Source organism: Winogradskyella sp. (assembly GCF_025210595.1).
Lineage (GTDB): Bacteria > Bacteroidota > Bacteroidia > Flavobacteriales > Flavobacteriaceae > Winogradskyella.
In genome coordinates, this window is record NZ_JAOARH010000100.1 from 24241 (window position 1) to 45821 (window position 21581).

The following is a 21581-nucleotide window of genomic DNA, read 5'->3' on the forward strand; positions in this document are numbered from 1 at the left end:
TTTTGAAAAAGCAATTTATTTTATATCTCAGTTTTCTATGTGTACTTATTTCTTTTTCGCAGAATACTGTACAACAAGATAGTTTGTTGAATGTCATTAAAACAACAACGAATGTAGAAGACAAAGCTAGCGCTCATGGAAAATATGCATGGTTAAACTTAATGAGTGATTTACAGTTAGCTGAAAAACATCTAGATACTTCATTAGCCTTATACTCTCAGATTCAAAATGAAAAAGGAATTGCCAGGTCTAATTATCGTTTTGCGGTTTTATATAGACTTCAAGGAGCATATGATAAAGGACTTACGCATATTGAAGAATCTTTAAAATTTGCACAACACTCTAATGACTCGCTAAGTATAGCTAATAATCTTTTTCAAAAAGCAGTTATATATTCTCTTAAAGGTGATTACGATAAGGGGCTAGAAGTGTATATGAAGATATTGTCGGTTTATGAAGCAATGGACTTTAAGAAGGGTATTGGCTTAACCTTAAATAGTATTGGTATAACTTATGGTGATTTGGGTAAGCATGAGGATGCGATACGCAATTATAAGAAAGCTATAGAAATTCATGAAGCAAGTAATGACTCTGTTAATCTACCTAATGTTTATGGCAATTTAGCGCTTACATACTCTAATCAAAAAAAACACGATTTAGCATTAGAGTATTATAGTAAAGCGCGCGATATAGATATAGCTACAAACAATAATTGGGGACTAGCCATAAATAGTGAAAATATAGGTTTGGTACTGCAAGAGCAAGGCAAGTATGGCGAAGCAATTAGTTTTTTTGAGCAAGCACGAAGCATTTTTGAAAAGAATAAACTAACAGCAGACCTTTCAAGAGTATATGCCAATTTAGGAAACGCATATTTTTTATTAGGTGATTTAAATAAAAGTAAATCGTATTTACAATCGGCATTAGAAAATAAAACAGATTCTAAAAAAGTTACCATGGAGATCCATTCTAACTTATCTAAACTATATAAGAAGATGGGGAGATATGGATTGGCATTAAATCATTACGAAGATTATACGATTTATAAGGATAGTGTATTTGAAGAAGATCGTATTAAAAATATAAATGACCTTCAATTAAAGTACGAAACCACAAAGAAAAACAAAGAAATTGCAGAGCAACAATTAGAATTAAACAAAAAAGAAGGTGAAATTCTAAAGAAAAGCTCTCAAATAATTTACATGACAGGAATTGCAATTTTTCTTCTTGTAGCAACAATTTTAGTGTATTTGGTGTTTCAGCAAAAACAAAAACGCAAAAACCAAGAAATATTAACGCTAAAGCGTGAATATCAAATAAAGGCCTTAGAATCTTTAATTGAAGGCGAAGAAAAAGAACGCTTTAGAATAGCAAAAGAATTGCACGATGGTGTTAATGGTGATTTGTCTGCCATAAAGCATAAGTTGTCGTCTTTATTAGAGATGAATAACAAAGTCATTAATGAAGCAATAACCATGATAGATGATTCTTGTGAGCAAGTAAGAGCTATTTCGCACAATTTAGTACCACCTTCATTAGAAAATTTTAACTTAGTTGAAGCCACTGAAAATTATTGTGATAATTTAAATGCTGTAAATAAGGAGTCTATTACTTTTCAATATATAGGAGAAGCAGTGCAAATGTCTAAAAAAGCTGAGGTGAATGTTTTTAGAATTATTCAAGAATTAGTGACTAATGCATTAAAGCATGCTGAAGCTAACGAAATTAATGTGCAGATAAGTAATAGAGATCAACTACTTCAAATTACTGTAGAAGACAATGGGAAAGGGTTTGATAAAAATACCATAGAAAGTAAAGGTATAGGTTTAAGCAATATACAGTCTAGAGTAGAATATTTAAACGCAGAAATAGATATGTTGTCTAATGATAAAGGCACATCTTGTGCAATTGATATAGATTTAAATACATTAAATGATAACTAAAATAGCGATAACAGATGACCATGTTATGGTGCTTAAAGGCATAGAATCTTTACTAGCAAACACTAAAGAGATAGATGTTGTTGCAACCTATTGTAATGCTCAAGAAACTCTTGATGGACTAAAAAAAGTTAATTCAGATGTTCTTTTGTTAGATATCAATTTGCCAGATCTTAACGGAATTGATTTAAGCAAACAATTGCTTAAACAGCATCCAGATTTAAAGATAATTGCGCTTACTAATTTTGAAGACATCTCTTTTGTAAAACGTATGCTTAAAAATGGAGTACATGGTTACTTGTTGAAGAATACGGACAAAATTGAATTGATTGAAGCTTTAAAAACAGTATTGTCAGGTAATTTATATGTTCAAAAAAGCATTAATGATAAACTGCTAAATCAAATGTCTTCTAAGCCAATAAATAATGGTTTAAATATAAAGTTGACAAGAAGAGAACATGATGTGTTAGTTGGTATTTCTGAAGAATTAACAACACAAGAAATATCAGAGAAATTATTTATTAGCCCAAAAACAGTTGAAACACATCGCATGAATATAATGAGCAAACTAGGTGCAAAAAATAGTGTTGGCATTATTAAAATAGCCCTAGAAAAACAGTTGCTTTAAAAATATTAAATCTTTAGATGTAGGGATCTAGAGTAGAGCATTTGTCAGTTATAATTGATGAATGCTTTTTTTATTATCCAAGTATTATTGATGTAACTTTGCATTTTAAATTAAGATTATGTCTAATACAGTTTATATAGGTTACGATTTTAAGGTTGAACCTTTGCAACCAGCAACAGAAATATTAATTGCAGAGTTAGGTTATGCTGGCTTTGAAAGTTTTGTAGAAAGTGCTGAAGGAGTAACCGCTTACATTCAAAAGGAGGATTGGAATGCTTTTATTTTAGAAGATATTCATATTCTTAATTCAGATGAATTTAAAATCACTTACGATTTTAATGAAATTGAACAAACCAATTGGAATGCGGAATGGGAAAAGAACTTTAAGCCTATTGTAGTTGATGGTTTGGTAACGGTTCGTGCGCCATTTCATGATGAACCAGATACGAAATACGATTTAATTATAGAACCAAAAATGAGTTTTGGTACAGGACATCATGAAACTACCCACATGATGATTCAGCATATTTTAAAAAATGATTTCAAGAGTAAATCGGTTTTAGATATGGGTTGCGGAACTGGCGTTTTAGCTATTCTTGCAGAAAAAGTAGGGGCAACGCAACTCGAAGCTATAGATATAGATAACTGGTGCTATTTAAATAGCTTAGAAAATGTTGAGCGTAATAATTGTAAGCACATTTCAGTGTATGAAGGAGATGTAAAGCTTTTAGAAGGAAAACATTATGATACAATTATAGCTAACATTAACAGAAACATACTATTAGCAGATATTTCAAAATATACCGAATGCTTAAATGAAGGTGGATCTTTGTTTTTAAGTGGTTTTTATGAAGAAGACATTCCTTTAATTGAAGCAGAATGTAACAAATACATGTTAAAATTAGATGAAATTATACAAAGAGGTAAGTGGGTGTCGTTAAAATTCCTAAATTAGTATTAGGGAAACGATGTGTTAAAACAGTGATAATTCCTCAAATTCGATAGAATTAAATTATGACTAAAGAAAAATTATTAGAAGAATTACTTCTTGAAGAAGAAGTTTTAAAGCAGAATGAAATAGTTTTGTTTAATGATGATGTTAATACCTTTGACCATGTTATAGATACACTTATTTATGCTTGTGATCATACACCAGAACAGGCTGAACAGTGTTCAATAATTGTACATTATAAAGGTAAGTGCACAGTAAAAACTGGCTCGTACGACGACTTAAAACCTAGATGTTCTAAATTACTAGAAGCTGGTCTTAGTGCAGAAATAGTATAAAAATAAAAATCCCTCAACTTTGAGGGATTTTTTTATTTCGTCATTCGGCCAACAGCACAACTGACAAAAGATTTTGCTTTTTTGGGTAAAGAGTTGTTTTCTCCAACCATTGGGTATCCTAAATCTGAAAGTTTTGTTTGTGCTGCCTCTAATTCCGTTTCAGTATTGTAATTAAAGCTTACTTCATCAGTGTTGTTATTTACTGTAACAGTTGTAATTCCGTCTAATTTTGATAATTGTGTAACAATAGTATTAGCGCAACCACCACACTTTAGGTTTTGTATTTGTATTGTTGCTTTCATAATAGGTCTTTTTATAAAGTTGACGGACAAACATAGTCCGTAGTTTTTAAATCTGTTTTCTTAATTGCACCAAAGCCTCCAGCAATATCAACAAGGTTATGAAATCCTCTAGATTTTAGTATAGATATAGCTATAACAGAACGGTAACCACCAGCACAATGAACATAATAAGTTCTCTTACTATCTACTTCGTTTATTTGCTCGTTAATATAATCTAAAGCAAAGTGCTGAGCGTTTTCTATATGCATACTTTTGTATTCACCGTCTTTACGTACATCTAGAATGTTAATGTTAGCTTTCTTAGCTATATCGGAAAATTCTTCAGCAGATATAGATTCTAAAGTGTCAATGTCTTTTTTGGAAGCTACCCAAGCATCAATTCCTCCTTTAAGGTATCCTAGTGTGTTATCGTATCCAACACGCGATAATCTTGTTACGGCTTCTTCAGATTTCCCTTCAGGAACAACCAGCAAAATAGGTTGTTTAATATCTGTAATTAAAGCACCAACCCAAGGTGCAAACTGTCCATTTAATCCAATAAAAATAGAATTAGGGATATGACCTTTAATAAATTCAGCTTGAGGTCTTACATCTAAAACTAATGCAGATTCACTATTTGCTATAGCTTCAAATTCTTCAGGACTTAAAGAGGTGTTTCCGGTTTTGAGTATTTCATCAAAAGCATTATAGCCCATTTTATTCATGATTGCATTTTTGGCAAAATATTGTGGAGGAGGTGCTATACCATCAAGAACTTCTTTTACAAATTCTTCTTTAGTCATATCTGCACGTAGCGCATAATTAGTTTGTTTTTGTTCGCCTAAAACACCTACAGTTTCTTTGCTTAGATTTTTGCCACAAGCAGAACCAGCTCCGTGTGCGGGATAAACAATAACATCATCTGATAATGGCATTATTTTTTCTCGTAAAGAATCGTAAAGCATTTCTGCTAAATCTTCTTTAGTAAGATCAGATTTTATGGCAAGATCTGGACGCCCTACATCTCCGAGGAATAGTGTATCTCCCGAAAAAATTGCATGATCTTTTCCGTTTTCATCTTTCAATAAGTATGTGACAGATTCTAAAGTGTGTCCAGGTGTATGCAAAACCTTAATAGTTATTTCTCCAAGTTTTAGTTCTTCTCCATCTGTTGCACAATGTATATCATAATTAGTATTAGCACCAGGTCCGTATACAATTTTGGCACCTGTTTTCTCAGCTAAGTCAACATGACCAGACACAAAATCTGCATGAAAATGAGTTTCTAAAATGTATTTTATTTTAGCATTACTCTTATTGGCTTTATTTACATACTGCTGTGTTTCGCGTAAAGGATCAATAATTGCTACTTCGCCATTAGATTCTATATAATAAGCGCCTTGAGCTAAACATCCTGTATATAATTGTTCTATGATCATAATTTTAAATTTAAGCTAAATTATAAAAGCAAAAAAAACATCAATGTATTATTTGTTACATTGGTCGTAAAATTAGTGTGGTAGCTTACTTTTAATGATGCCATAAAAATATGTGCCAGCAATGGCTGCGATTATGACAATAAGCATTGAAAGTACTCCTGTACCTACTAATATATACATAGGTCCTGGACAAGCACCACAAAGTGCCCATCCTAAACCAAAAATACTTCCTCCAACAAGATACCTTACAAGACCTTTTTCTTTTAAAGGTACTCTTAAATATGAGCCTTGTGTGTTTTTTAAATGCATTTTTTTTGAGATGAATAAAAGGATAACTCCAGTAGTTATAGCTGTACCAATAATACCATACATATGAAAGGATTGAAACTTAAACATTTCAAAAATGCGATACCAAGAGACGGCTTCAGACTTAACCAACACAATTCCAAAGAACATTCCAACCAGTAAGAATTTTATATATTTTCCCATTTTAAAAAATAATTGGATAAATTAAATGAATCATTAATAGTCCTCCCATAAAAAAGCCAATTACAGCAATTAATGATGGTAATTGTAAACTGCTAAGTCCGGTAATAGCGTGGCCAGAAGTGCAACCACCTGCATAACGCGTTCCGAATCCTACAAAAAAACCACCGACTATAAGTATAGATAAACCTTTAAGGCTAAGTATATTGTTCCAATCAAATAATTCTGGCGGTAAAAGGCTTTGTCCTGCATTTTTAAATCCTAGTTCGTTTAAATCTTTAATGGTACTTTCACTTAAATTAATATCTACAGGATTAGAAAGGAAATGGTGAGCAATAAATCCTCCAATAAATGCGCCGAGTACTACAACTAAATTCCAACGTTGACTTTTCCAGTCAAATTTAAAGAACTCAGTATGTTTGCCAGCTCCACCTATGGCGCATAATGTTCTAAGGTTAGAGGACATGCCAAAAGTTCTACCAAAGTACAGTAGTAGAAACATAACTATTGCAATGCAAGGGCCAGATACATACCAAGGCCAAGGTTCTTTAATAAATTCCATTTAATTTTAAAAATTGAGTCTAAGTTAGATTAGTGTAAAACTTAATTAAAAGTCTATAACATGAATTTTATTTCTTCCTAAGGTAATTCGTCCTTCTTTTTCGAGCTGTTTTAATAATCTTGAAACGACTACTCTAGAGGTGTGTAAATCTTCTGCTATTTCTTGATGGGTTATTTCTAAGTTAGTAGATGCTGAGAGTTTTACTTTGTCTGTTAAATATTTAAATAAGCGTTCGTCCATTTTCATAAATGCCAATGTATCTATAGTTTCTAGCATTTCGTCAAATCTTACTTGATAGCTCTGAAGAATAAAGTTTCTCCAGCTGTCATTGGTGTCAAACCAATTTCTCATATGGTCAATTGGTATCATAACAACGGTAGTGTTTTCATCTGCTATAGCTCTAATTTTGCTTACAGATTTTGCCATACAGCATGTTAATGACATTGCGCAGGTATCGCCAGACTCTAAAACATAAAGTAATAGCTCGCTACCTTCGTTATCTTCTCTTAATACTTTTATGTTGCCTTGTATTAATAAAGGTACATATTTAAGCTCTTGACCAATATCAATAATGATATCATTTTTTTTAAACGATTTAATATCAGCAACTTTAGATATGTTGTTGAGTACTATTTCGTCAAATAAATATGAAAATGGTTCTAATATCTCTTTTGAAATCATGATTCAAAAATAATCAATTAGAATTTTGAATTAAATAGTTTGGTTGTTTTTTAATAAATGTTATATATTTGCACCCACTTAAAAACGGCCACGTGGCGCAACTGAATAGCGCACTTGATTACGGCTCAAGAGGTTGCAGGTTTGAATCCTGCCGTGGTCACAAAATAAATGTTTAGAAAAGAAAAACGCTCAAGTAATTTGAGCGTTTTTTTGTTTAAAATATTTTAAAAAAAGAGAGCAAAATTTGCTTTTGAAATTCTGTTAGAGATATCTCGTTTTAAACATATTTTATTTAAGACTTCATTTTTCCGGTCATGTTATCGATTTTAATGAGAAAGACTACAGGAATTTCCATATCGAAAATCTTACTAGAAAACTCACTTATAAAGTCTAAATCCTTACGTTCTTTTCTAAGAACTATGTTTTTAATACCAAGCGAGAATTCATGCAGATAAAGTTTAGCGTTACTTTTGTCTATCTCTTTGTATTGCCCATGAGCTGACGCAGATTGCCATTTATTGTTGTTGTAAATGTCTGAAACGTTAAGTGAAACAGAATTGTGTTTGCGCATAGCATTAATTTTATGACCATTACCAGAATAACAGACTATATATTTATCCTTTTCGTTATAGAAATAAGTAATAGGAATAACGTAAGGTTTATTGTTGCTTATGTAGGATAGGTAGCCTACATAATTATTGTTAAATATCTCAGAGCATGTTTTGTAATCTATACTTTTAATCATAAATAAAATATTTTATTGCGTTAAAATACTAACTCAAGTGTTATTTTTTAATGATATAAATCAGCTTAATTGAGAAAATTGCCTATTTGTTAGTTACCTAACATTTTAACTCATGGTCTCAGTTTAATTTTACCACATAATAATTAATTAAATAACGAGCGATGATTAAAAAAACATTTTTAGGATTACTGGCATTAAGTTTTTTTGCTGTATCCTGTAGTAGTGATGACGATAATAATACGTCAACGACATCAGATTTAACTTTAAATCTTCAAGGCCTAGAGGCTTTAGGAAATGATTACGTTTACGAAGGTTGGATTATTGTAAATGGACAACCAGTTAGTACAGGTGCATTTAGTAGTGTAACTTTTCCACAGACCTTTTCTGTAGATGCTACTCAACTAGCCAATGCAACCACATTTGTGTTGTCAATAGAGCCAGCTGTAGATCCAGATCCTGCTCCAGCAGCTACAAAAATTTTGGCTGGAGATTTTACAGGTAGTATGGCTAATGTAAATTCTAACAATATTGTTGTAGCCTCTGGTAGTTCTGTAAGTTCTTTAGCTGATGCAACAGGGAAATATATTTTAGCAACACCAACAGATATGGATAATACCAACGAATCTAGTGGTGTTTGGTTTTTAGATAATACAAATGCACCAAATTTAGTGGCTGGATTAAGTTTGCCTACTTTATCTGAAGGATGGAAGTATGAAGGTTGGGTGGTGTTTGATGGCACACCTATTAGTACAGGTACTTTTACAAGTGCAGCTGGCGCAGATGATAATGCAGCAACATCAATATTTAAGGGAGATGCAGGTAATGGACCAGGTTATCCAGGTGAGGATTACTTACAGAATGCACCTACTGGTTTAACGTTTCCTACAGATTTAAAAGGAAGAACAGTGGTGATTTCTGTAGAACCATTTCCAGATAATAGCTCTGCGCCATTTACATTAAAACCATTAGCACATATGGTGCCAACAAATGCTATGGATCATACAGTAATAGACATGGGAGATGGTCCAGTAGAAACCATAATGGGATCTGTAACGAGAAACTAAATTGAAAAAGAGAATTTGCCGCTTCTAGCGATAGATTAAATTGAGTTTTTTAAAGGCTGCCTTTTGGCAGTCTTTTTTTTAATTAAGGGCATTTTTAGTAACATAGGCACGCCAGCCAATAATAGCAAGTTGTAACTTGCTAGCTTTGCTTAAATCTAATTGCCTTTTAGAATAACTAGGAAGAATTACTTTATTGATTTTTGCAATAATCTTAAAGATGGTTTTCTTCATTTTTTGAGGTAGCAAAAGAGGGTAATGTCTTTTGGTGGTTATTAATTGGTAACAAAAATAGTAAAACTTATTCTAGACTAAGTTTTACTTTTTTTGATTGATTGGTTTAGAATATCGAAAACACGATGTCGATAATCAGTTTTGCTAATGTCATCATAATTTTTTTTGGTTTAGAGGTTAATAATTTGTTTTTTCTTGATTGAGTTTTCAATATATATCGACAACAAATATTCTTCCAAACGTTTTTGTAAAAATCGACAAATTTGCATTTATATTTATAAGTAAAAAAGCAATAATAATTACTATAATTTGTGACTTTCCTTGAAATTAGTTTTAAAATGAAGTGTTAAATATGTTATATAGTTTTAATTTGATATGTTTCTAGGGGTTTTTTTGAGATTTTTTTTAAAACGTAGAGGTGTTTTGTCTTTAAAAGATCAATTTTTGCCCTTTTCATCTTTTAGTTTTTTATTTTACTGATAAATATCATTGTTTGTTTTAGATACTTTTAGTATATAATTTTTAGTTAACATTAATAGTCATTTTTACTATTATCTTTGATGAAAAAATAAAAGATGAATAAATTGTTGTTCGGCCTATTATTTCTAGTGTCAAGTTTTTCATGGTCTCAAGTTTTAGTGATTAATGAATTTGATCCAGATTCACCAAGTACAGATACAGCAGAGTTTATTGAATTAAAATCTCAGACTCCAAATTTTTCTACAAATGGGTATATACTAGTGTTTTTTAATGGCTCAACAAATGGAGCGGATTCTAGTTATATGGTTATAGATTTAAATGGCCGCCAAACAGACAATAACGGATTATTAGTGATTGGTAGTGAGGGAGTGTCACCATTTCCTCAATTTCTAATATCTCAAAATGTAATACAAAATGGAGCAGATGCTGTTGGAATTTATCAAACATCTGTAAATGATTTTCCTGAAGGTACTTTAGCTACACAAATTAATCTTATCGATGCTATGGTTTATGGAACAAACGATACAGATGATACGGCACTGTTAGGATTGCTTGGTGAAACAATTCAATATAATGATAATGGTACTAATGCAAATCCTAGGTCAATTCAACGTTTTGTTGATGCCATGGATAATGAATCTTACAGTACAGCTACACCAACACCAAGAAGCGAGAATGATGGTTCTGGTAATGCTATAAATCCTATTTCAATTTCTGTTACGCAAAGTCAATATGATGAAGGATCTACATTTGATATTACATTTACTACAGAAACTAACGTAACTTCAGATTTAAATTTCACAATAGGTTTAAACAATTATGGGTTTAATACTTCTGACTATTCTGGAAATACTAACCTAACTATTTTAAGTGGAACTAATTCAGCAACAACGACTATTAGTTTAGTAGATGATACAGCTGATGAAGGTGATGAAGTAATAGAAATTAAGTTTTTAGATTTGGTTGAGCCTATTGTAGCGGCTAATAATTATGTGCAAGTTAGAGTAGTGGATAATGATTTTACAGTAGCAGCTTGGGGAACACCAATAAATCCTACTACAGGAGTTGTGCAGAGTACACAACCCGATGGATATTACGATAGTTTAAATGGTTTGGCAGATACTGCATTAAGGCAAGCGTTGCAAGATATTATTGCAGATCCAAATGTAGTAAGAGCACAAACTTATGCAGATGTTATAGATATTTTAAAAGAAGCAGATCAAAATCCTGAAAACAGTAATCAAGTATGGTTGGTGTATACCGAACAAGGACGTTCAAAGCTCGATTTGCAATCTGGTAGTAGTAATGCAGGTAAATGGAATAGAGAGCATACATATCCTAGATCTAGAGGTGGATTTAATGATATTGAAGAAGATGAAATTGCTGATGGTATTGATGTATTCTGGACTACTAAAGCAGATTCTTTACGTCATGGAAATTCAGATGCACATGCTTTACGAGCTGCTGATGCTTCAGAAAATAGCTCGAGAGGAAATCAACATTACGGTCAATATGTTGGTCCAAGTGGCACCTTAGGAAGTTTTAGAGGTGATGTGGCAAGAAGTGTGCTTTATATGGAGATAAGATATAATGGACTTGAAGTAGTAAATGGCTTTCCAAGTACTACAGGTCAATTAGGGGATTTGGCTACATTATTAGATTGGCATAGAAATGATCCGCCAGATGACTTTGAAATGAATAGAAATAACGTGGTTTATAACTGGCAGTTTAATAGAAATCCATTTATAGATCAGCCAGATTTGGTAGAATATATTTGGGGAAATAATGTAGGTGATGTTTGGGATGAAACCTTAGGTATAGAGCATTTAGACTTAGATAAGATTTCTGTATATCCTAATCCTACCAACGGAAGATTAAATATAACTGGAAGTGAAATCAATGATGTTGAAATTTATTCCATAGAAGGTAAGTTGCTTAGACAATATAAAAATGTTGAGCGTTATATTGATATTGATTTAGTCTCTGGGCTTTATTTAGTAAGATTGAAAAACAGTAATGGTGCTGTTGTTAGAAAAATAATTATAGAATAAAAGATAATCTTGTGACGTCCTAAAATAGCGTTACATCTCTAATAAAAAAGCCAAACTCCTTAGTTGAGTTTGGCTTTTTTGTTTTAATTGATTGATGAAATTTTTTGTTTAGTTCTTTTTTGTTGTTATTATAATAACTCCGTTTTTTCCTTTATCACCATATTTTTCAATAGCACTTTTGTCTTTAAGTACATTTACAGATTCAATATTTTTTACGTTTAGATCTTTAAATTTTTCTTTTGAAATTTCTTTGCCGTCTACTATAAATAAAGGATCTTTTTCGCTATCAGTTGAGATATAGATGTTATTATTGTTATTGTCGTTTTGTATGGCAATTATATCCTCATTGTTACCTTCTTTGTTAACCCAAACTTTTTTATTGTTTTTTTCTTCAATAATAACCTCTACATCTTTGTCTATGGTTTTTAGATTTTTACCATTAACAATAATCACTTCGTCTTCATTGTTGCCATCACTTTCAACAATAACTTCTATAACTTCATCTCCTTCAGAGATTACTTCAATATTCTTAGTTTTTTTAATAGTTTTTAATTTGCCTTTAGCTCCTTTTTCTTTGATGATTATATGGGATTCGTGCTCATGTTCACCATCATGCTCGTGTTCTTCATCATATTCATGCTCTTCTGATATTACAAATACATTATTGCCTTTTCCAGATTTGTGTATTTTGTGTTTTCCTCCGTTATGAGTTTCAAAAATGTAAGCGTTATTGTCATTTGTGGTGTGGCTGTTTCTAATAAGAATAGTATTATTTTCTTTATCAAATACTATCTTAATGGGATCTATGGTTTCGTCATCTGAATTAACTTGATAGCTAGTGCTAGATTTTTTTGATTTTGCTTCGATTTTTATAGCTCTAATTTCACCTTTTTTATTGCGCTTTATGCCTTTGAATTTCACTGTAACACCTTCTTTTTTTAAAGTTTCTTTTATTTTATCTAATTCAGCGTCAGAGGTGTTTTTATTAATAATTGTCATTGAAATATCTCCAATGATTTTAGGTTTGTTAGGGTTGTTTGTAGATGTGTGTTTTACTTTAACATGTTCTTTGTTAGGTTTCTCTACAATATAAACATTATTCATGTTTTTTAGTCCTAGCTGTTGCATTTTTACTGTGGCTCTTTTTTCTAATTCTTTATAAAGCTTTTCTTCATGCTTTTTATTATTATCAAAATGCATAGTTGCTGCTTGAGGTCTGCCAACGTAACCACCTTTATCCCCAAAGAATTCTTTATAAATAATAAATTCTTCTATACCAGATTTAGAATCACCTCCTCCGTAACTATGATTATTGAGTTTTACGAATATGTTTGTGATTTCATCAGCACTATTTCTCTTTATATCTTTAAAAACTAATGCTCCGCCTTTATTTTTTAAAGCTTCGGACATTTCTTTTAACTCAATATCTGTGGTGTTTTTAGTCACTATAAATTCAATGGTTTCTTTAGATGACAAGTTTTTTGTGCTGTTATCTACATAAATTGTTTCAGTATTCATGCTCATTAATAATCCTGCTAAAAGTGGTAGTATTAATAAGTATCTCCATTGTTTTTTAGAGTTAGATCTCGATTTGTGTAACATAATTATTCGTTTTTTGATTTGTGAATTATATAAATTGTTTGATAAAGCCATATTGTGATTGGCTGCGCTAGTTTTTAATAATAAGCGTTGGTATGTCTTTTCATTTTTAGAAATAGATTGTGTTTTGCTATCTGCTATGTATTCTAAATTTTGACTCACTTCCTTTTTGTAAAGCCACATTAAAGGATTAAACCAAAAAATAACACAAGACAATTGTGTGAATAAAATATCTAAAGAATGTAATTGATTAACATGTACTTTCTCGTGCATTAAAATCAGTTGTAATTCATCATTGTTGTATTCCTCTGGGTTAAAAACAATCCACTTAAAAAATGAAAATGGCGAAATTTTATTCTTAACAATAACATAAGTGTAAATACCATGTTTGTTTTTAGGGTTCTTCAGTAACAACCAAATCAATGATCCAAACTGAAAAAGAAATTGAATAAATAACAAACTAAAGCCTATGCCATATATAATTGGTAAAAGGGATATCCATTCAAAATTTTGTTGGGTTTGGACAGTAGTCATGTTATTTATAGAACCTTCATTTACAGTAAAGGCAAGTTGAGATGTGCTAATTGGTTCTATAGGTACGTATATTGGTATAACAATAAATGGAAACACCAAAGCAATAACTAATCCTGTAATTAAAAACCAACGATTGTGATTAAAAAAGGTTTCGCGTTTTAATAGCAGAAGAAAACATAAATAGAATATGCAAATTACTGCTGATGCTTTTAAAAGATATTCCATGATTACTTTTTGTTTTCAATTAATTCAATAATTTCCTTTAGTTCATCAACACTTATCTTTTCTTCTTTCGCAAAAAAGGAGACTACATTTTTATACGAGCTGTTAAAGTAGTTTTCTATAGCAGTGGTCATAAAACGTTTTTTGTAATCTTCTTTAGAAACAATAGGGAAGTACTGATGTGTTTTGCCATACGCATTATAACTTACGTAGCCTTTCTCTTCGAGATTTCTAATTATAGTAGATAAAGTATTATAATGTGGTTTGTCTGTTTTTATTTCAGCTAATACATCTTTTACAAAAGCCTTTTCTAACTTCCATAAAATATGCATTATTTCTTCTTCTTTATTAGTGAGTTTTTGCATTGATATATACTAAGATTTATTTTTTGAACTCAAATATAACTATTTTTATAGTTATATAACTGTAAAAATAGTTATTTAACGAAAATTTTAGTTTTTAGTTGCTTTGAAAATGAAATGTTATCTTCGCGCTTTATTCAAAAAAGAGATTAAATATTTGAATCTTAGATGAGTGTATTTCTTGTTATTGCTGGTTTAGCATTGTTGGTTGTAGGTGGTGATTTTTTAGTAAGAGCATCTGTAGGATTGTCTTTTAAACTTAAAATATCTAAGCTGGTTATTGGTATGACGGTAGTGTCATTTGCAACTTCTGCACCAGAGCTTTTGGTTAGTTTGCAAGCTGCTTTTGATGGCATAACAGATATAGCACTTGGTAATGTTATAGGTTCTAATATTGCAAATATTGGTCTGGTTTTAGGAATTACGGCATTCATTTCTCCACTAGCTGTTGATAGAGATTTTTACCGACTTAATTGGCCAATGATGATGCTGGCTTCTTTTGCGTTATTTTATTTTTTAAAGAATGATGAGGTGCTTTCGGCTTTAGAAGGTTTAATTCTTTTTGCTGCTTTGCTCTTGTTTTTATTTATCTTAATAAGAAGTTCTAGAAAATCTATAAAAGCAAATTTAGAGGAAGTAGATGATGCTTTGGCCGAAGTTTCTAATTTTAAAATAGTTGCATGGCTTTTAATTGGTGCTGCAGGTTTGTATTTTGGTTCTGAATGGTTAGTGAATGGAGCAAAGCAATTGGCCAAAGCTGTTGGTGTAAGTGATTATGCAATTTCGGTTACAGTTATTGCAATAGGTACTAGTGTGCCAGAATTAGCGGCTTCTGTTATTGCGGCTTTAAAGCGAGAAAAGGCAATTTCGTTGGGTAACCTTATAGGTTCAAATATATTTAATATCTCATCGGTTTTAGGATTAACGGCAATTGTAAAACCAATAAGTGTTAATCCAGAAACTCCAGAGATTTTATCTACTAATATCTTTTGGATGATTGCTTTTGCTGCTGTATTGGTGCCTTTAATGCTTTTGCCAAAGAGATTTCAAATAGGAAGACTTAAAGGTATGTTGCTATTTGGTGCATATATTGTATTTATATTTTTAGCACTTAAATAAAAAAAGCTCTGAAATAATCAGAGCTTTAGTGTATTTTAAAAATTTAAGCTTTGGTGTTGTTATTCAGCACCTTTTACGGTTTTAATAATTCTACCAGCAACTTTATAAGGATCAGCATTAGAAGCCGGACGACGATCTTCTAACCATCCTTTCCAACCTTTTTCAACAGTAATAATTGGAATACGAATTGAAGCTCCTCTATCTGAAACACCGTATGAAAAATCAGAAACGTGAGCTGTTTCGTGTAGTCCAGTTAAACGTTCGTCATTAAATTCACCATAAACATCTATATGTTCTTCGGTTACAGGTCTAAATGCTTCACAGATTTTCTCGTAAGTTTCTTTGCTTCCGCAAGTTCTTAATGTGGTGTTAGAGAAATTGGCGTGCATACCAGAGCCATTCCAATCCCCTTTTACTGGTTTTGGATGATACTCAATATAGTAGCCATATTTTTCTGTTAAACGGTCTAATAAATAACGTGCAACCCAAATTTCATCTCCAGCTTTTTTAGCGCCTTTTGCAAATAATTGAAATTCCCATTGTCCAGGTGCTACTTCTTGGTTAATGCCTTCAAAATTTAAGCCTGCATCAATACATAAGTCTGCATGTTCTTCAACAAAATCTCTTCCCCAAGTGTAGCGTCCGCCTACAGAACAATAATATTTACCTTGCGGTCCAGGGAATCCTCCTCTAGGAAATCCAAGTGGTAAATCTGTTTTTGTATCCATTAAAAAGTATTCTTGCTCAAAGCCAAACCAAAAATCATTGTCATTATCATCAATAGTGGCTCTTGCGTTAGACTCATGAGGTGTGCCATCTGCATTTAAAACTTCGTTCATCACCAAAAATCCATTCTTTCTTGTTGGGTCTGGGTAGATAGCAACTGGTTTTAATAAACAATCTGAAGCACCTCCTTCGGCTTGCTCAGTAGAGCTACCATCAAAAGACCAAATAGGACAGTCTTCAAGTTTTCCGCTGAAATTTTCTTCAACTTTTGTCTTACTTCTCATGTTTTGAGTTGGTTGATGTCCATCTAACCATATGTACTCTAATTTAGATTTACTCATCGTTATATTATTTACAATTCGACCATGCAAAGATTGTTATTTTTTTTAATTAGTCAAAAAATATGGGGTATTTTAGGTGAAATGTTGTTAATATATGTTGATAACCCTAATTTTTTAGGGGTGAAAATTAATATTTTAATAAATTTGTGTTTTGTAACCTAAAAAAGGATAGTATGTCAACATTAAGATTCCATGCCGTAAAAGAATCGTTAAAAAGAAAACCGATAAAAATTGAAGAGGTTAAAAGGCGCTCTGAAGTTTTTGGCTTAAATGTCTTTAATGAGACAGCAATGCGACAATACTTAACTAAAGATGCTTTAGCAAGTATTATGGAAGCTGTTGATAAAGGTTCAAAAATTGATAGAATCTTAGCAGATCATATTTCTACTGCAATGAAAGAATGGGCAATATCTAAAGGAGCAACACATTATACACATTGGTTTCAACCTTTAACTGGTGCTACAGCAGAAAAACATGATGCTTTTTTTGAAACTATTGGAGATGGTATGGCCATTGAAAAATTTGAAGGAAGTCAGCTTGTTCAACAAGAGCCAGACGCTTCTAGTTTTCCGCATGGTGGTATTAGAAATACATTTGAAGCCAGAGGTTACACAGCTTGGGATCCTACTTCTCCAGCATTTATATATGGTACTACACTGTGTATACCTACTGTATTTGTATCTTATACAGGTGAGGCTTTAGATTATAAAACACCATTACTAAGAGCATTGCATTCGGTTGATAAAGCGGCTGTGGCAGTTTGTAAATATTTTGATAAAAATGTTAAGAAGGTAAGTGCCTCCTTGGGTTGGGAGCAAGAGTATTTCTTAATAGATAATGCGTTGGCTACTTCTAGGCCAGATATTGTACTTACAGGAAGAACGCTTCTTGGTCATTCGCCAGCTAAAGGACAGCAATTAGACGACCATTATTTTGGTACAATTCCATCTAGAGCCATGTCTTACATGAGAGATTTAGAGAACGAATGCATGTTGTTGGGTATTCCTGTTAAGACAAGGCATAATGAAGTGGCACCTAATCAGTTTGAGTTAGCTCCTATATATGAAGAAGCAAATTTAGCTGTAGATCATAACGCTCTCTTAATGGATGTTATGCAAAAAGTTGCTACACGTCACGATTTTAAAGTGTTAATGCACGAAAAACCTTTTACAGGTGTTAATGGTTCTGGTAAGCATAATAACTGGAGTTTAAGTACAGATACTGGTATTAATTTGCTGTCTCCAGGTAAAACACCAATGAGTAATCTGCAATTTCTTACCTTTTTTATTAATACTATAAAAGCTGTGCAGACTTATGAAGAATTGCTTAGAGCAGCAATAGCCTCAGCAAGTAACGACCATCGTTTAGGAGCTAATGAAGCGCCACCAGCAATTATTTCTGTTTTTATTGGCGCGCAGTTAACAAAAGTATTAGAGGAGTTAGAGTCGGTAACAAAAGGAAAGTTGTCACCACAAGAAAAAACAGACCTTAAACTAAATGTGGTTGGTAAAATTCCAGAAATACTTTTAGACAATACAGATAGAAACAGAACATCTCCTTTCGCTTTTACAGGAAATAAATTTGAATTTAGAGCTGTTGGTTCTAAAGCAAATTGTGCAAATCCTATGACAGTTTTAAATACTATTGTTGCTAAACAGCTTATCGACTTTAAAGCTGAAGTTGATATTTTTATTGATGAAAAATCAATGAAAAAAGATGATGCTATTTTTAATGTATTACGAGAGTACATTAAAACTTCAAAAACCATTCTTTTTGAAGGTAATGGTTATAGTGAAGAATGGGAAAAAGAAGCTAAAAAACGAGGGCTTAGTAACAACAAAACAACACCAGAAGCTTTAAAAATAAAAGTAGACAAGTCGTCTATAGAGCTTTTTGAAAGTATGGGTGTTATGAACAAGATTGAGTGCCAGGCACGTTATGAGATTGAAATGGAGGAGTATATTCTTTATATACAGATAGAGAGTAGAGTTTTGGGTGATATTGCACGTAATCATGTAGTGCCAACTGCTGTAAGATATCAAAATATGCTTATAGATAATGTAACGGGTTTAAAAACTATATATGGAGATAACTTTAAAGGCTTTGCTAAGGAGCAGTTAACATTGATTGAGCAGATTTCTCAGCATATTGAAGCCATTAATTCTTTAGTTACAAAAATGATTGAAGAGCGTAAAAAATTAAACAAACAAATAGATTTAGAAAAGAAAGCAAAAGGTTACTGTAAAAAAGTGAAGCCATTTTTTGAAGATATAAGATATCATTGCGATAAGTTGGAGTTAATGATAGATGATGAGCTTTGGCCACTTACTAAATATAGAGAGCTTTTGTTTACAAAATAGCTGTTGTATATGCTGAAAACATTGTTATTTCAATAAATATGTGTGCGTAATTATACAAGAAGCATTAATTATTTAATTGTTTTTTGTGCCGTTTGTCGATGACTATTGTCGAATTGTCGAAAACCCTGTTGTTTGTTGTAAAAAAACTAGTAATAGCGGTTTTTACAATTGGTTTATTTAGTATTTTTGAAGTGCTATTAATCAATAATTTGTAAAATGAAGAAGTTACTATTAAGTGTAGCTATTCTAGTGGGAGCGACTTTAATTCTTTCTCAAGACAATTCTGATAACATTAAGGATGAAGTTGTAAATATTCAGACAGAGCTACAAGCAGAATCTTAAAACCAAGACATTAAAAACAAGGCTTTAAGCCGTTAAAAAATTAAGGATAATACCATTGAGTTGGTTTTATCCTTTTTTATTGCATTTAGTCCTGATTTTTATAATTCTTTGAAGAATATTTTTCATAATTGTGATGCGCCAAAATCTTAAATGTTAGAAACTTACTTCCTAATTAGAGTTATATGATTGCCATTGCCAAATATCCGTTCTTAACAGTTACATTAATTATTTTTAATCTAAGTTTTATAAATTCTCAAGAAAAAAACAACCAAAAGAATAATAAAGATTTATATCGTCAATTAGATTTTTATGATTTACGAGGTAGTAATGCAATTGATCTAGCAGTAGGGACTTCTTTTGTTTTTGGTGATTATCCAGATTCAAAAAATGATTTTTTACTAAGAATAGGTTTTAAACATCATATAACAAGTAATATAGGTGTTAATTTGTCTTATAATAAGTATAATTTAAATCTTAGCGAAACATTTAATGAGGGTTATATGTCGTTTGATTTTAATCTAGAGTATTTAGTAATTCCTTATCATAATTTTTCGCCTTTTGTATACGGGGGTTTTGGTTATAATACTTCTAATGATTTTGAAAACTCACAAACAAAAGTTCAAGCAGGTTTAGGAGTAGAATATATTGTTTTTGATGGTTTAGGAGTGAAACTTTATGGAGAGTACAATCAAGTGTTTTCGGATGAATTAGAAGGACTTGTTGTTCCAGGAGAAGATGAATCAATATTAAGAGTTGGCTTAGGTGTTAATATTTATTTTGGTGGTGAAAAAAGAAAAGAAAGTATTTTAAATTCTATTGATACTGTAATAAATTCTAATTTAATCGAATAATCAAATTCTATTCTTAATTTTGCAAAACCAATATCATAATTAGTTTCAATGAGTAATTCGGTTAGCAAAAGATATGCGCAAAGAGGTGTTTCTGCTTCAAAAGAGGATGTACATAACGCCATAAAGAATATAGATAAAGGCTTATTTCCTAAGGCTTTTTGTAAAATAGTTCCAGATTATTTAACCAATGATGATGCATATTGTCTTATTATGCATGCTGATGGAGCTGGTACAAAATCATCGTTAGCATATATGTATTGGAAAGAAACAGGAGATCTTTCTGTATGGAAAGGCATTGCACAAGATGCTTTAATTATGAATATAGACGATCTTCTATGTGTAGGTGCTACAGATAATATTATGTTATCCTCTACCATTGGGAGAAATAAAGGCTTAATTCCGGGAGAAGTTATTTCAGCAATAATTAATGGTACCGAAGAGTTAATAGAAGATTTGAAAAACTTTGGTGTAACCATTCATTCAACTGGTGGTGAGACAGCAGATGTAGGTGATTTAGTAAGAACGATCATTGTAGATTCTACGGTAACTGCACGTATGAAACGTTCAGATGTTGTTGATAATGCAAACATTGCTGAAGGTGATGTTATTGTTGGTCTAGAGTCTTTTGGACAAGCGACATATGAAACTGAGTACAATGGTGGTATGGGAAGTAATGGTTTAACTTCTGCGCGCCACGATGTGTTTCATAAGTATTTGGCAGAAAAATATCCTGAAAGTTTTGATGCTGCTGTACCAGAAGAATTAGTCTATTCTGGGAATACTAAACTAACAGATAGTGTAGAAAACGCACCAATAGATGCTGGTAAATTAGTGTTGTCGCCAACCAGAACGTATGCGCCAATAATAAAATCTATATTAAATAAGTATAATAGCGATGTTATTCATGGTATGGTACACTGTAGTGGTGGAGCACAAACTAAAATTTTACATTTTGTAGATAACTTACATATTGTAAAAGATAATATGTTTGAGATTCCTCCATTATTTAAACTAATACAAGAACAATCTAAAACCGACTGGAAAGAAATGTATCAAGTCTTTAATTGTGGTCATAGAATGGAATTGTATGTAAAACCAGAAGTCGCTGAGGATATTATTGCTATTTCTAAATCTTTTAATGTAGAAGCTAAAATAATTGGTAGAGTAGAAGCTTTTAATTCTGACGGAAATCAGAGTCAAATAAAAAAGCTTACTATTAAAAGTGAATATGGTACATTTACTTATTAATT

Annotated in this window: 21 protein-coding genes and 1 tRNA gene; 12 read left to right on the top strand and 10 right to left on the bottom strand. The window is 31.7% G+C overall.

What is annotated here, in order from left to right; genetic code table 11:
• Positions 1-2 precede the first annotated feature (2 nt).
• From N4A42_RS11015 to N4A42_RS11030, 4 genes are all read left to right on the top strand, one after another.
• Positions 3-1943: a tetratricopeptide repeat protein gene (locus tag N4A42_RS11015; protein ID WP_294073908.1), complete on the top strand. Its 1941-nt coding sequence runs from the start codon at positions 3-5 to the stop codon at positions 1941-1943.
• Entirely contained in the window at positions 1933-2568 is a 636-nt protein-coding gene (locus N4A42_RS11020) for a response regulator transcription factor (RefSeq protein ID WP_294073910.1), read from the top strand. Before N4A42_RS11015 ends, N4A42_RS11020 begins: the two co-directional genes overlap by 11 nt.
• Positions 2569-2686: 118 nt before the next feature.
• Positions 2687-3523: a 50S ribosomal protein L11 methyltransferase gene (gene prmA, locus N4A42_RS11025; RefSeq protein WP_294073912.1), complete on the top strand. Its 837-nt coding sequence runs from the start codon at positions 2687-2689 to the stop codon at positions 3521-3523.
• 56 nt (positions 3524-3579) lie between these two features.
• Complete coding sequence (locus N4A42_RS11030) at positions 3580-3855, top strand: ATP-dependent Clp protease adaptor ClpS (RefSeq protein ID WP_294073966.1); 276 nt, start codon at positions 3580-3582, stop codon at positions 3853-3855.
• 32 nt (positions 3856-3887) lie between these two features.
• Here the strand turns inward: N4A42_RS11030 and N4A42_RS11035 are convergent, their stop codons facing one another.
• The 5 genes from N4A42_RS11035 to N4A42_RS11055 all read right to left on the bottom strand — a co-directional run bounded on the left by N4A42_RS11035 (position 3888) and on the right by N4A42_RS11055 (position 7304).
• Positions 3888-4157 carry a heavy metal-associated domain-containing protein gene (locus N4A42_RS11035; RefSeq protein WP_294073915.1) on the bottom strand — a complete coding sequence of 90 codons (270 nt, stop codon included), beginning with the start codon at positions 4155-4157 and terminating at the stop codon, positions 3888-3890.
• 11 nt (positions 4158-4168) lie between these two features.
• Positions 4169-5575, bottom strand: a complete 1407-nt coding sequence (locus N4A42_RS11040) for an MBL fold metallo-hydrolase (RefSeq protein WP_294073917.1) — start codon at positions 5573-5575, stop codon at positions 4169-4171.
• A gap of 72 nt (positions 5576-5647) precedes the next feature.
• Positions 5648-6064 carry a DUF6691 family protein gene (locus tag N4A42_RS11045; RefSeq protein ID WP_294073919.1) on the bottom strand — a complete coding sequence of 139 codons (417 nt, stop codon included), beginning with the start codon at positions 6062-6064 and terminating at the stop codon, positions 5648-5650.
• A 1-nt stretch (position 6065) separates the two neighbouring features.
• Positions 6066-6623: a YeeE/YedE thiosulfate transporter family protein gene (locus N4A42_RS11050; protein WP_294073921.1), complete on the bottom strand. Its 558-nt coding sequence runs from the start codon at positions 6621-6623 to the stop codon at positions 6066-6068.
• 45 nt (positions 6624-6668) lie between these two features.
• Positions 6669-7304: a Crp/Fnr family transcriptional regulator gene (locus tag N4A42_RS11055; protein ID WP_294073923.1), complete on the bottom strand. Its 636-nt coding sequence runs from the start codon at positions 7302-7304 to the stop codon at positions 6669-6671.
• Positions 7305-7390: 86 nt separating this feature from the next.
• On the opposite strand from N4A42_RS11055, the gene N4A42_RS11060 reads away from it, so the two are divergent.
• A tRNA-Arg gene (locus tag N4A42_RS11060) sits at positions 7391-7464 on the top strand.
• A gap of 132 nt (positions 7465-7596) precedes the next feature.
• Here N4A42_RS11060 and N4A42_RS11065 read toward each other — a convergent pair.
• The gene (locus N4A42_RS11065) at positions 7597-8049 is read right to left on the bottom strand and encodes a pyridoxamine 5'-phosphate oxidase family protein (protein WP_294073925.1); all 453 of its coding nucleotides are present in this window, start codon (positions 8047-8049) and stop codon (positions 7597-7599) included.
• A gap of 161 nt (positions 8050-8210) precedes the next feature.
• On the opposite strand from N4A42_RS11065, the gene N4A42_RS11070 reads away from it, so the two are divergent.
• Positions 8211-9113 (top strand): anti-sigma factor, encoded by a 903-nt coding sequence (locus N4A42_RS11070; protein ID WP_294073927.1) that lies wholly within the window; start codon positions 8211-8213, stop codon positions 9111-9113.
• A gap of 78 nt (positions 9114-9191) precedes the next feature.
• On the opposite strand, the gene N4A42_RS11075 is transcribed toward N4A42_RS11070, so the two are convergent.
• Complete coding sequence (locus tag N4A42_RS11075) at positions 9192-9344, bottom strand: SsrA-binding protein (protein ID WP_294073930.1); 153 nt, start codon at positions 9342-9344, stop codon at positions 9192-9194.
• Between the two features lie 608 nt (positions 9345-9952).
• Between N4A42_RS11075 and N4A42_RS11080 the strand changes: the two genes are divergently transcribed.
• Complete coding sequence (locus N4A42_RS11080) at positions 9953-11875, top strand: endonuclease (protein WP_367172507.1); 1923 nt, start codon at positions 9953-9955, stop codon at positions 11873-11875.
• A 108-nt stretch (positions 11876-11983) separates the two neighbouring features.
• On the opposite strand, the gene N4A42_RS11085 is transcribed toward N4A42_RS11080, so the two are convergent.
• Entirely contained in the window at positions 11984-14233 is a 2250-nt protein-coding gene (locus N4A42_RS11085) for a M56 family metallopeptidase (RefSeq protein WP_294073934.1), read from the bottom strand.
• A gap of 2 nt (positions 14234-14235) precedes the next feature.
• A complete protein-coding gene (locus N4A42_RS11090; protein ID WP_294073936.1) occupies positions 14236-14595 on the bottom strand; it encodes a BlaI/MecI/CopY family transcriptional regulator in 360 nt (119 codons plus the stop codon).
• 165 nt (positions 14596-14760) lie between these two features.
• Here N4A42_RS11090 and N4A42_RS11095 point away from each other — a divergent pair, with 165 nt between their 5' ends.
• Entirely contained in the window at positions 14761-15711 is a 951-nt protein-coding gene (locus N4A42_RS11095) for a calcium/sodium antiporter (protein ID WP_294073938.1), read from the top strand.
• Positions 15712-15770: 59 nt separating this feature from the next.
• Here N4A42_RS11095 and N4A42_RS11100 read toward each other — a convergent pair whose 3' ends face one another.
• The gene (locus tag N4A42_RS11100; protein ID WP_294073940.1) at positions 15771-16778 is read right to left on the bottom strand and encodes a glutamine synthetase beta-grasp domain-containing protein; all 1008 of its coding nucleotides are present in this window, start codon (positions 16776-16778) and stop codon (positions 15771-15773) included.
• A 173-nt stretch (positions 16779-16951) separates the two neighbouring features.
• On the opposite strand from N4A42_RS11100, the gene N4A42_RS11105 reads away from it, so the two are divergent.
• The 4 genes from N4A42_RS11105 (at position 16952) to N4A42_RS11120 (ending at position 21579) form a co-directional block, all read left to right on the top strand.
• Entirely contained in the window at positions 16952-19138 is a 2187-nt protein-coding gene (locus N4A42_RS11105; RefSeq protein WP_294073942.1) for a glutamine synthetase III, read from the top strand.
• Between the two features lie 216 nt (positions 19139-19354).
• On the top strand, positions 19355-19480 hold the full coding sequence (locus tag N4A42_RS11110; protein WP_294073944.1) for a hypothetical protein: 126 nt from the start codon (positions 19355-19357) through the stop codon (positions 19478-19480).
• Positions 19481-19662: 182 nt separating this feature from the next.
• Positions 19663-20331 carry an outer membrane beta-barrel protein gene (locus N4A42_RS11115; RefSeq protein ID WP_294073946.1) on the top strand — a complete coding sequence of 223 codons (669 nt, stop codon included), beginning with the start codon at positions 19663-19665 and terminating at the stop codon, positions 20329-20331.
• 48 nt (positions 20332-20379) lie between these two features.
• Entirely contained in the window at positions 20380-21579 is a 1200-nt protein-coding gene (locus tag N4A42_RS11120; RefSeq protein ID WP_294073948.1) for an AIR synthase related protein, read from the top strand.
• Positions 21580-21581: the final 2 nt, after the last annotated feature.

Bases quoted from the DNA above. Each gene is read 5' to 3' on its own strand.
- N4A42_RS11020 (WP_294073910.1), top strand. From the start codon at position 1,933: ATGATAACTAAAATAGCGATAACAGATGACCATGTTATGGTGCTTAAA.
- prmA (WP_294073912.1), top strand. From the start codon at position 2,687: ATGTCTAATACAGTTTATATAGGTTACGATTTTAAGGTTGAACCTTTG.
- N4A42_RS11035 (WP_294073915.1), bottom strand. From the start codon at position 4,157: ATGAAAGCAACAATACAAATACAAAACCTAAAGTGTGGTGGTTGCGCT.
- N4A42_RS11040 (WP_294073917.1), bottom strand. From the start codon at position 5,575: ATGATCATAGAACAATTATATACAGGATGTTTAGCTCAAGGCGCTTAT.
- N4A42_RS11045 (WP_294073919.1), bottom strand. From the start codon at position 6,064: ATGGGAAAATATATAAAATTCTTACTGGTTGGAATGTTCTTTGGAATT.
- N4A42_RS11050 (WP_294073921.1), bottom strand. From the start codon at position 6,623: ATGGAATTTATTAAAGAACCTTGGCCTTGGTATGTATCTGGCCCTTGC.
- N4A42_RS11055 (WP_294073923.1), bottom strand. From the start codon at position 7,304: ATGATTTCAAAAGAGATATTAGAACCATTTTCATATTTATTTGACGAA.
- N4A42_RS11065 (WP_294073925.1), bottom strand. From the start codon at position 8,049: ATGATTAAAAGTATAGATTACAAAACATGCTCTGAGATATTTAACAAT.
- N4A42_RS11070 (WP_294073927.1), top strand. From the start codon at position 8,211: ATGATTAAAAAAACATTTTTAGGATTACTGGCATTAAGTTTTTTTGCT.
- N4A42_RS11075 (WP_294073930.1), bottom strand. From the start codon at position 9,344: ATGAAGAAAACCATCTTTAAGATTATTGCAAAAATCAATAAAGTAATT.
- N4A42_RS11085 (WP_294073934.1), bottom strand. From the start codon at position 14,233: ATGGAATATCTTTTAAAAGCATCAGCAGTAATTTGCATATTCTATTTA.
- N4A42_RS11090 (WP_294073936.1), bottom strand. From the start codon at position 14,595: ATGCAAAAACTCACTAATAAAGAAGAAGAAATAATGCATATTTTATGG.
- N4A42_RS11095 (WP_294073938.1), top strand. From the start codon at position 14,761: ATGAGTGTATTTCTTGTTATTGCTGGTTTAGCATTGTTGGTTGTAGGT.
- N4A42_RS11100 (WP_294073940.1), bottom strand. From the start codon at position 16,778: ATGAGTAAATCTAAATTAGAGTACATATGGTTAGATGGACATCAACCA.
- N4A42_RS11105 (WP_294073942.1), top strand. From the start codon at position 16,952: ATGTCAACATTAAGATTCCATGCCGTAAAAGAATCGTTAAAAAGAAAA.
- N4A42_RS11110 (WP_294073944.1), top strand. From the start codon at position 19,355: ATGAAGAAGTTACTATTAAGTGTAGCTATTCTAGTGGGAGCGACTTTA.
- N4A42_RS11115 (WP_294073946.1), top strand. From the start codon at position 19,663: ATGATTGCCATTGCCAAATATCCGTTCTTAACAGTTACATTAATTATT.
- N4A42_RS11120 (WP_294073948.1), top strand. From the start codon at position 20,380: ATGAGTAATTCGGTTAGCAAAAGATATGCGCAAAGAGGTGTTTCTGCT.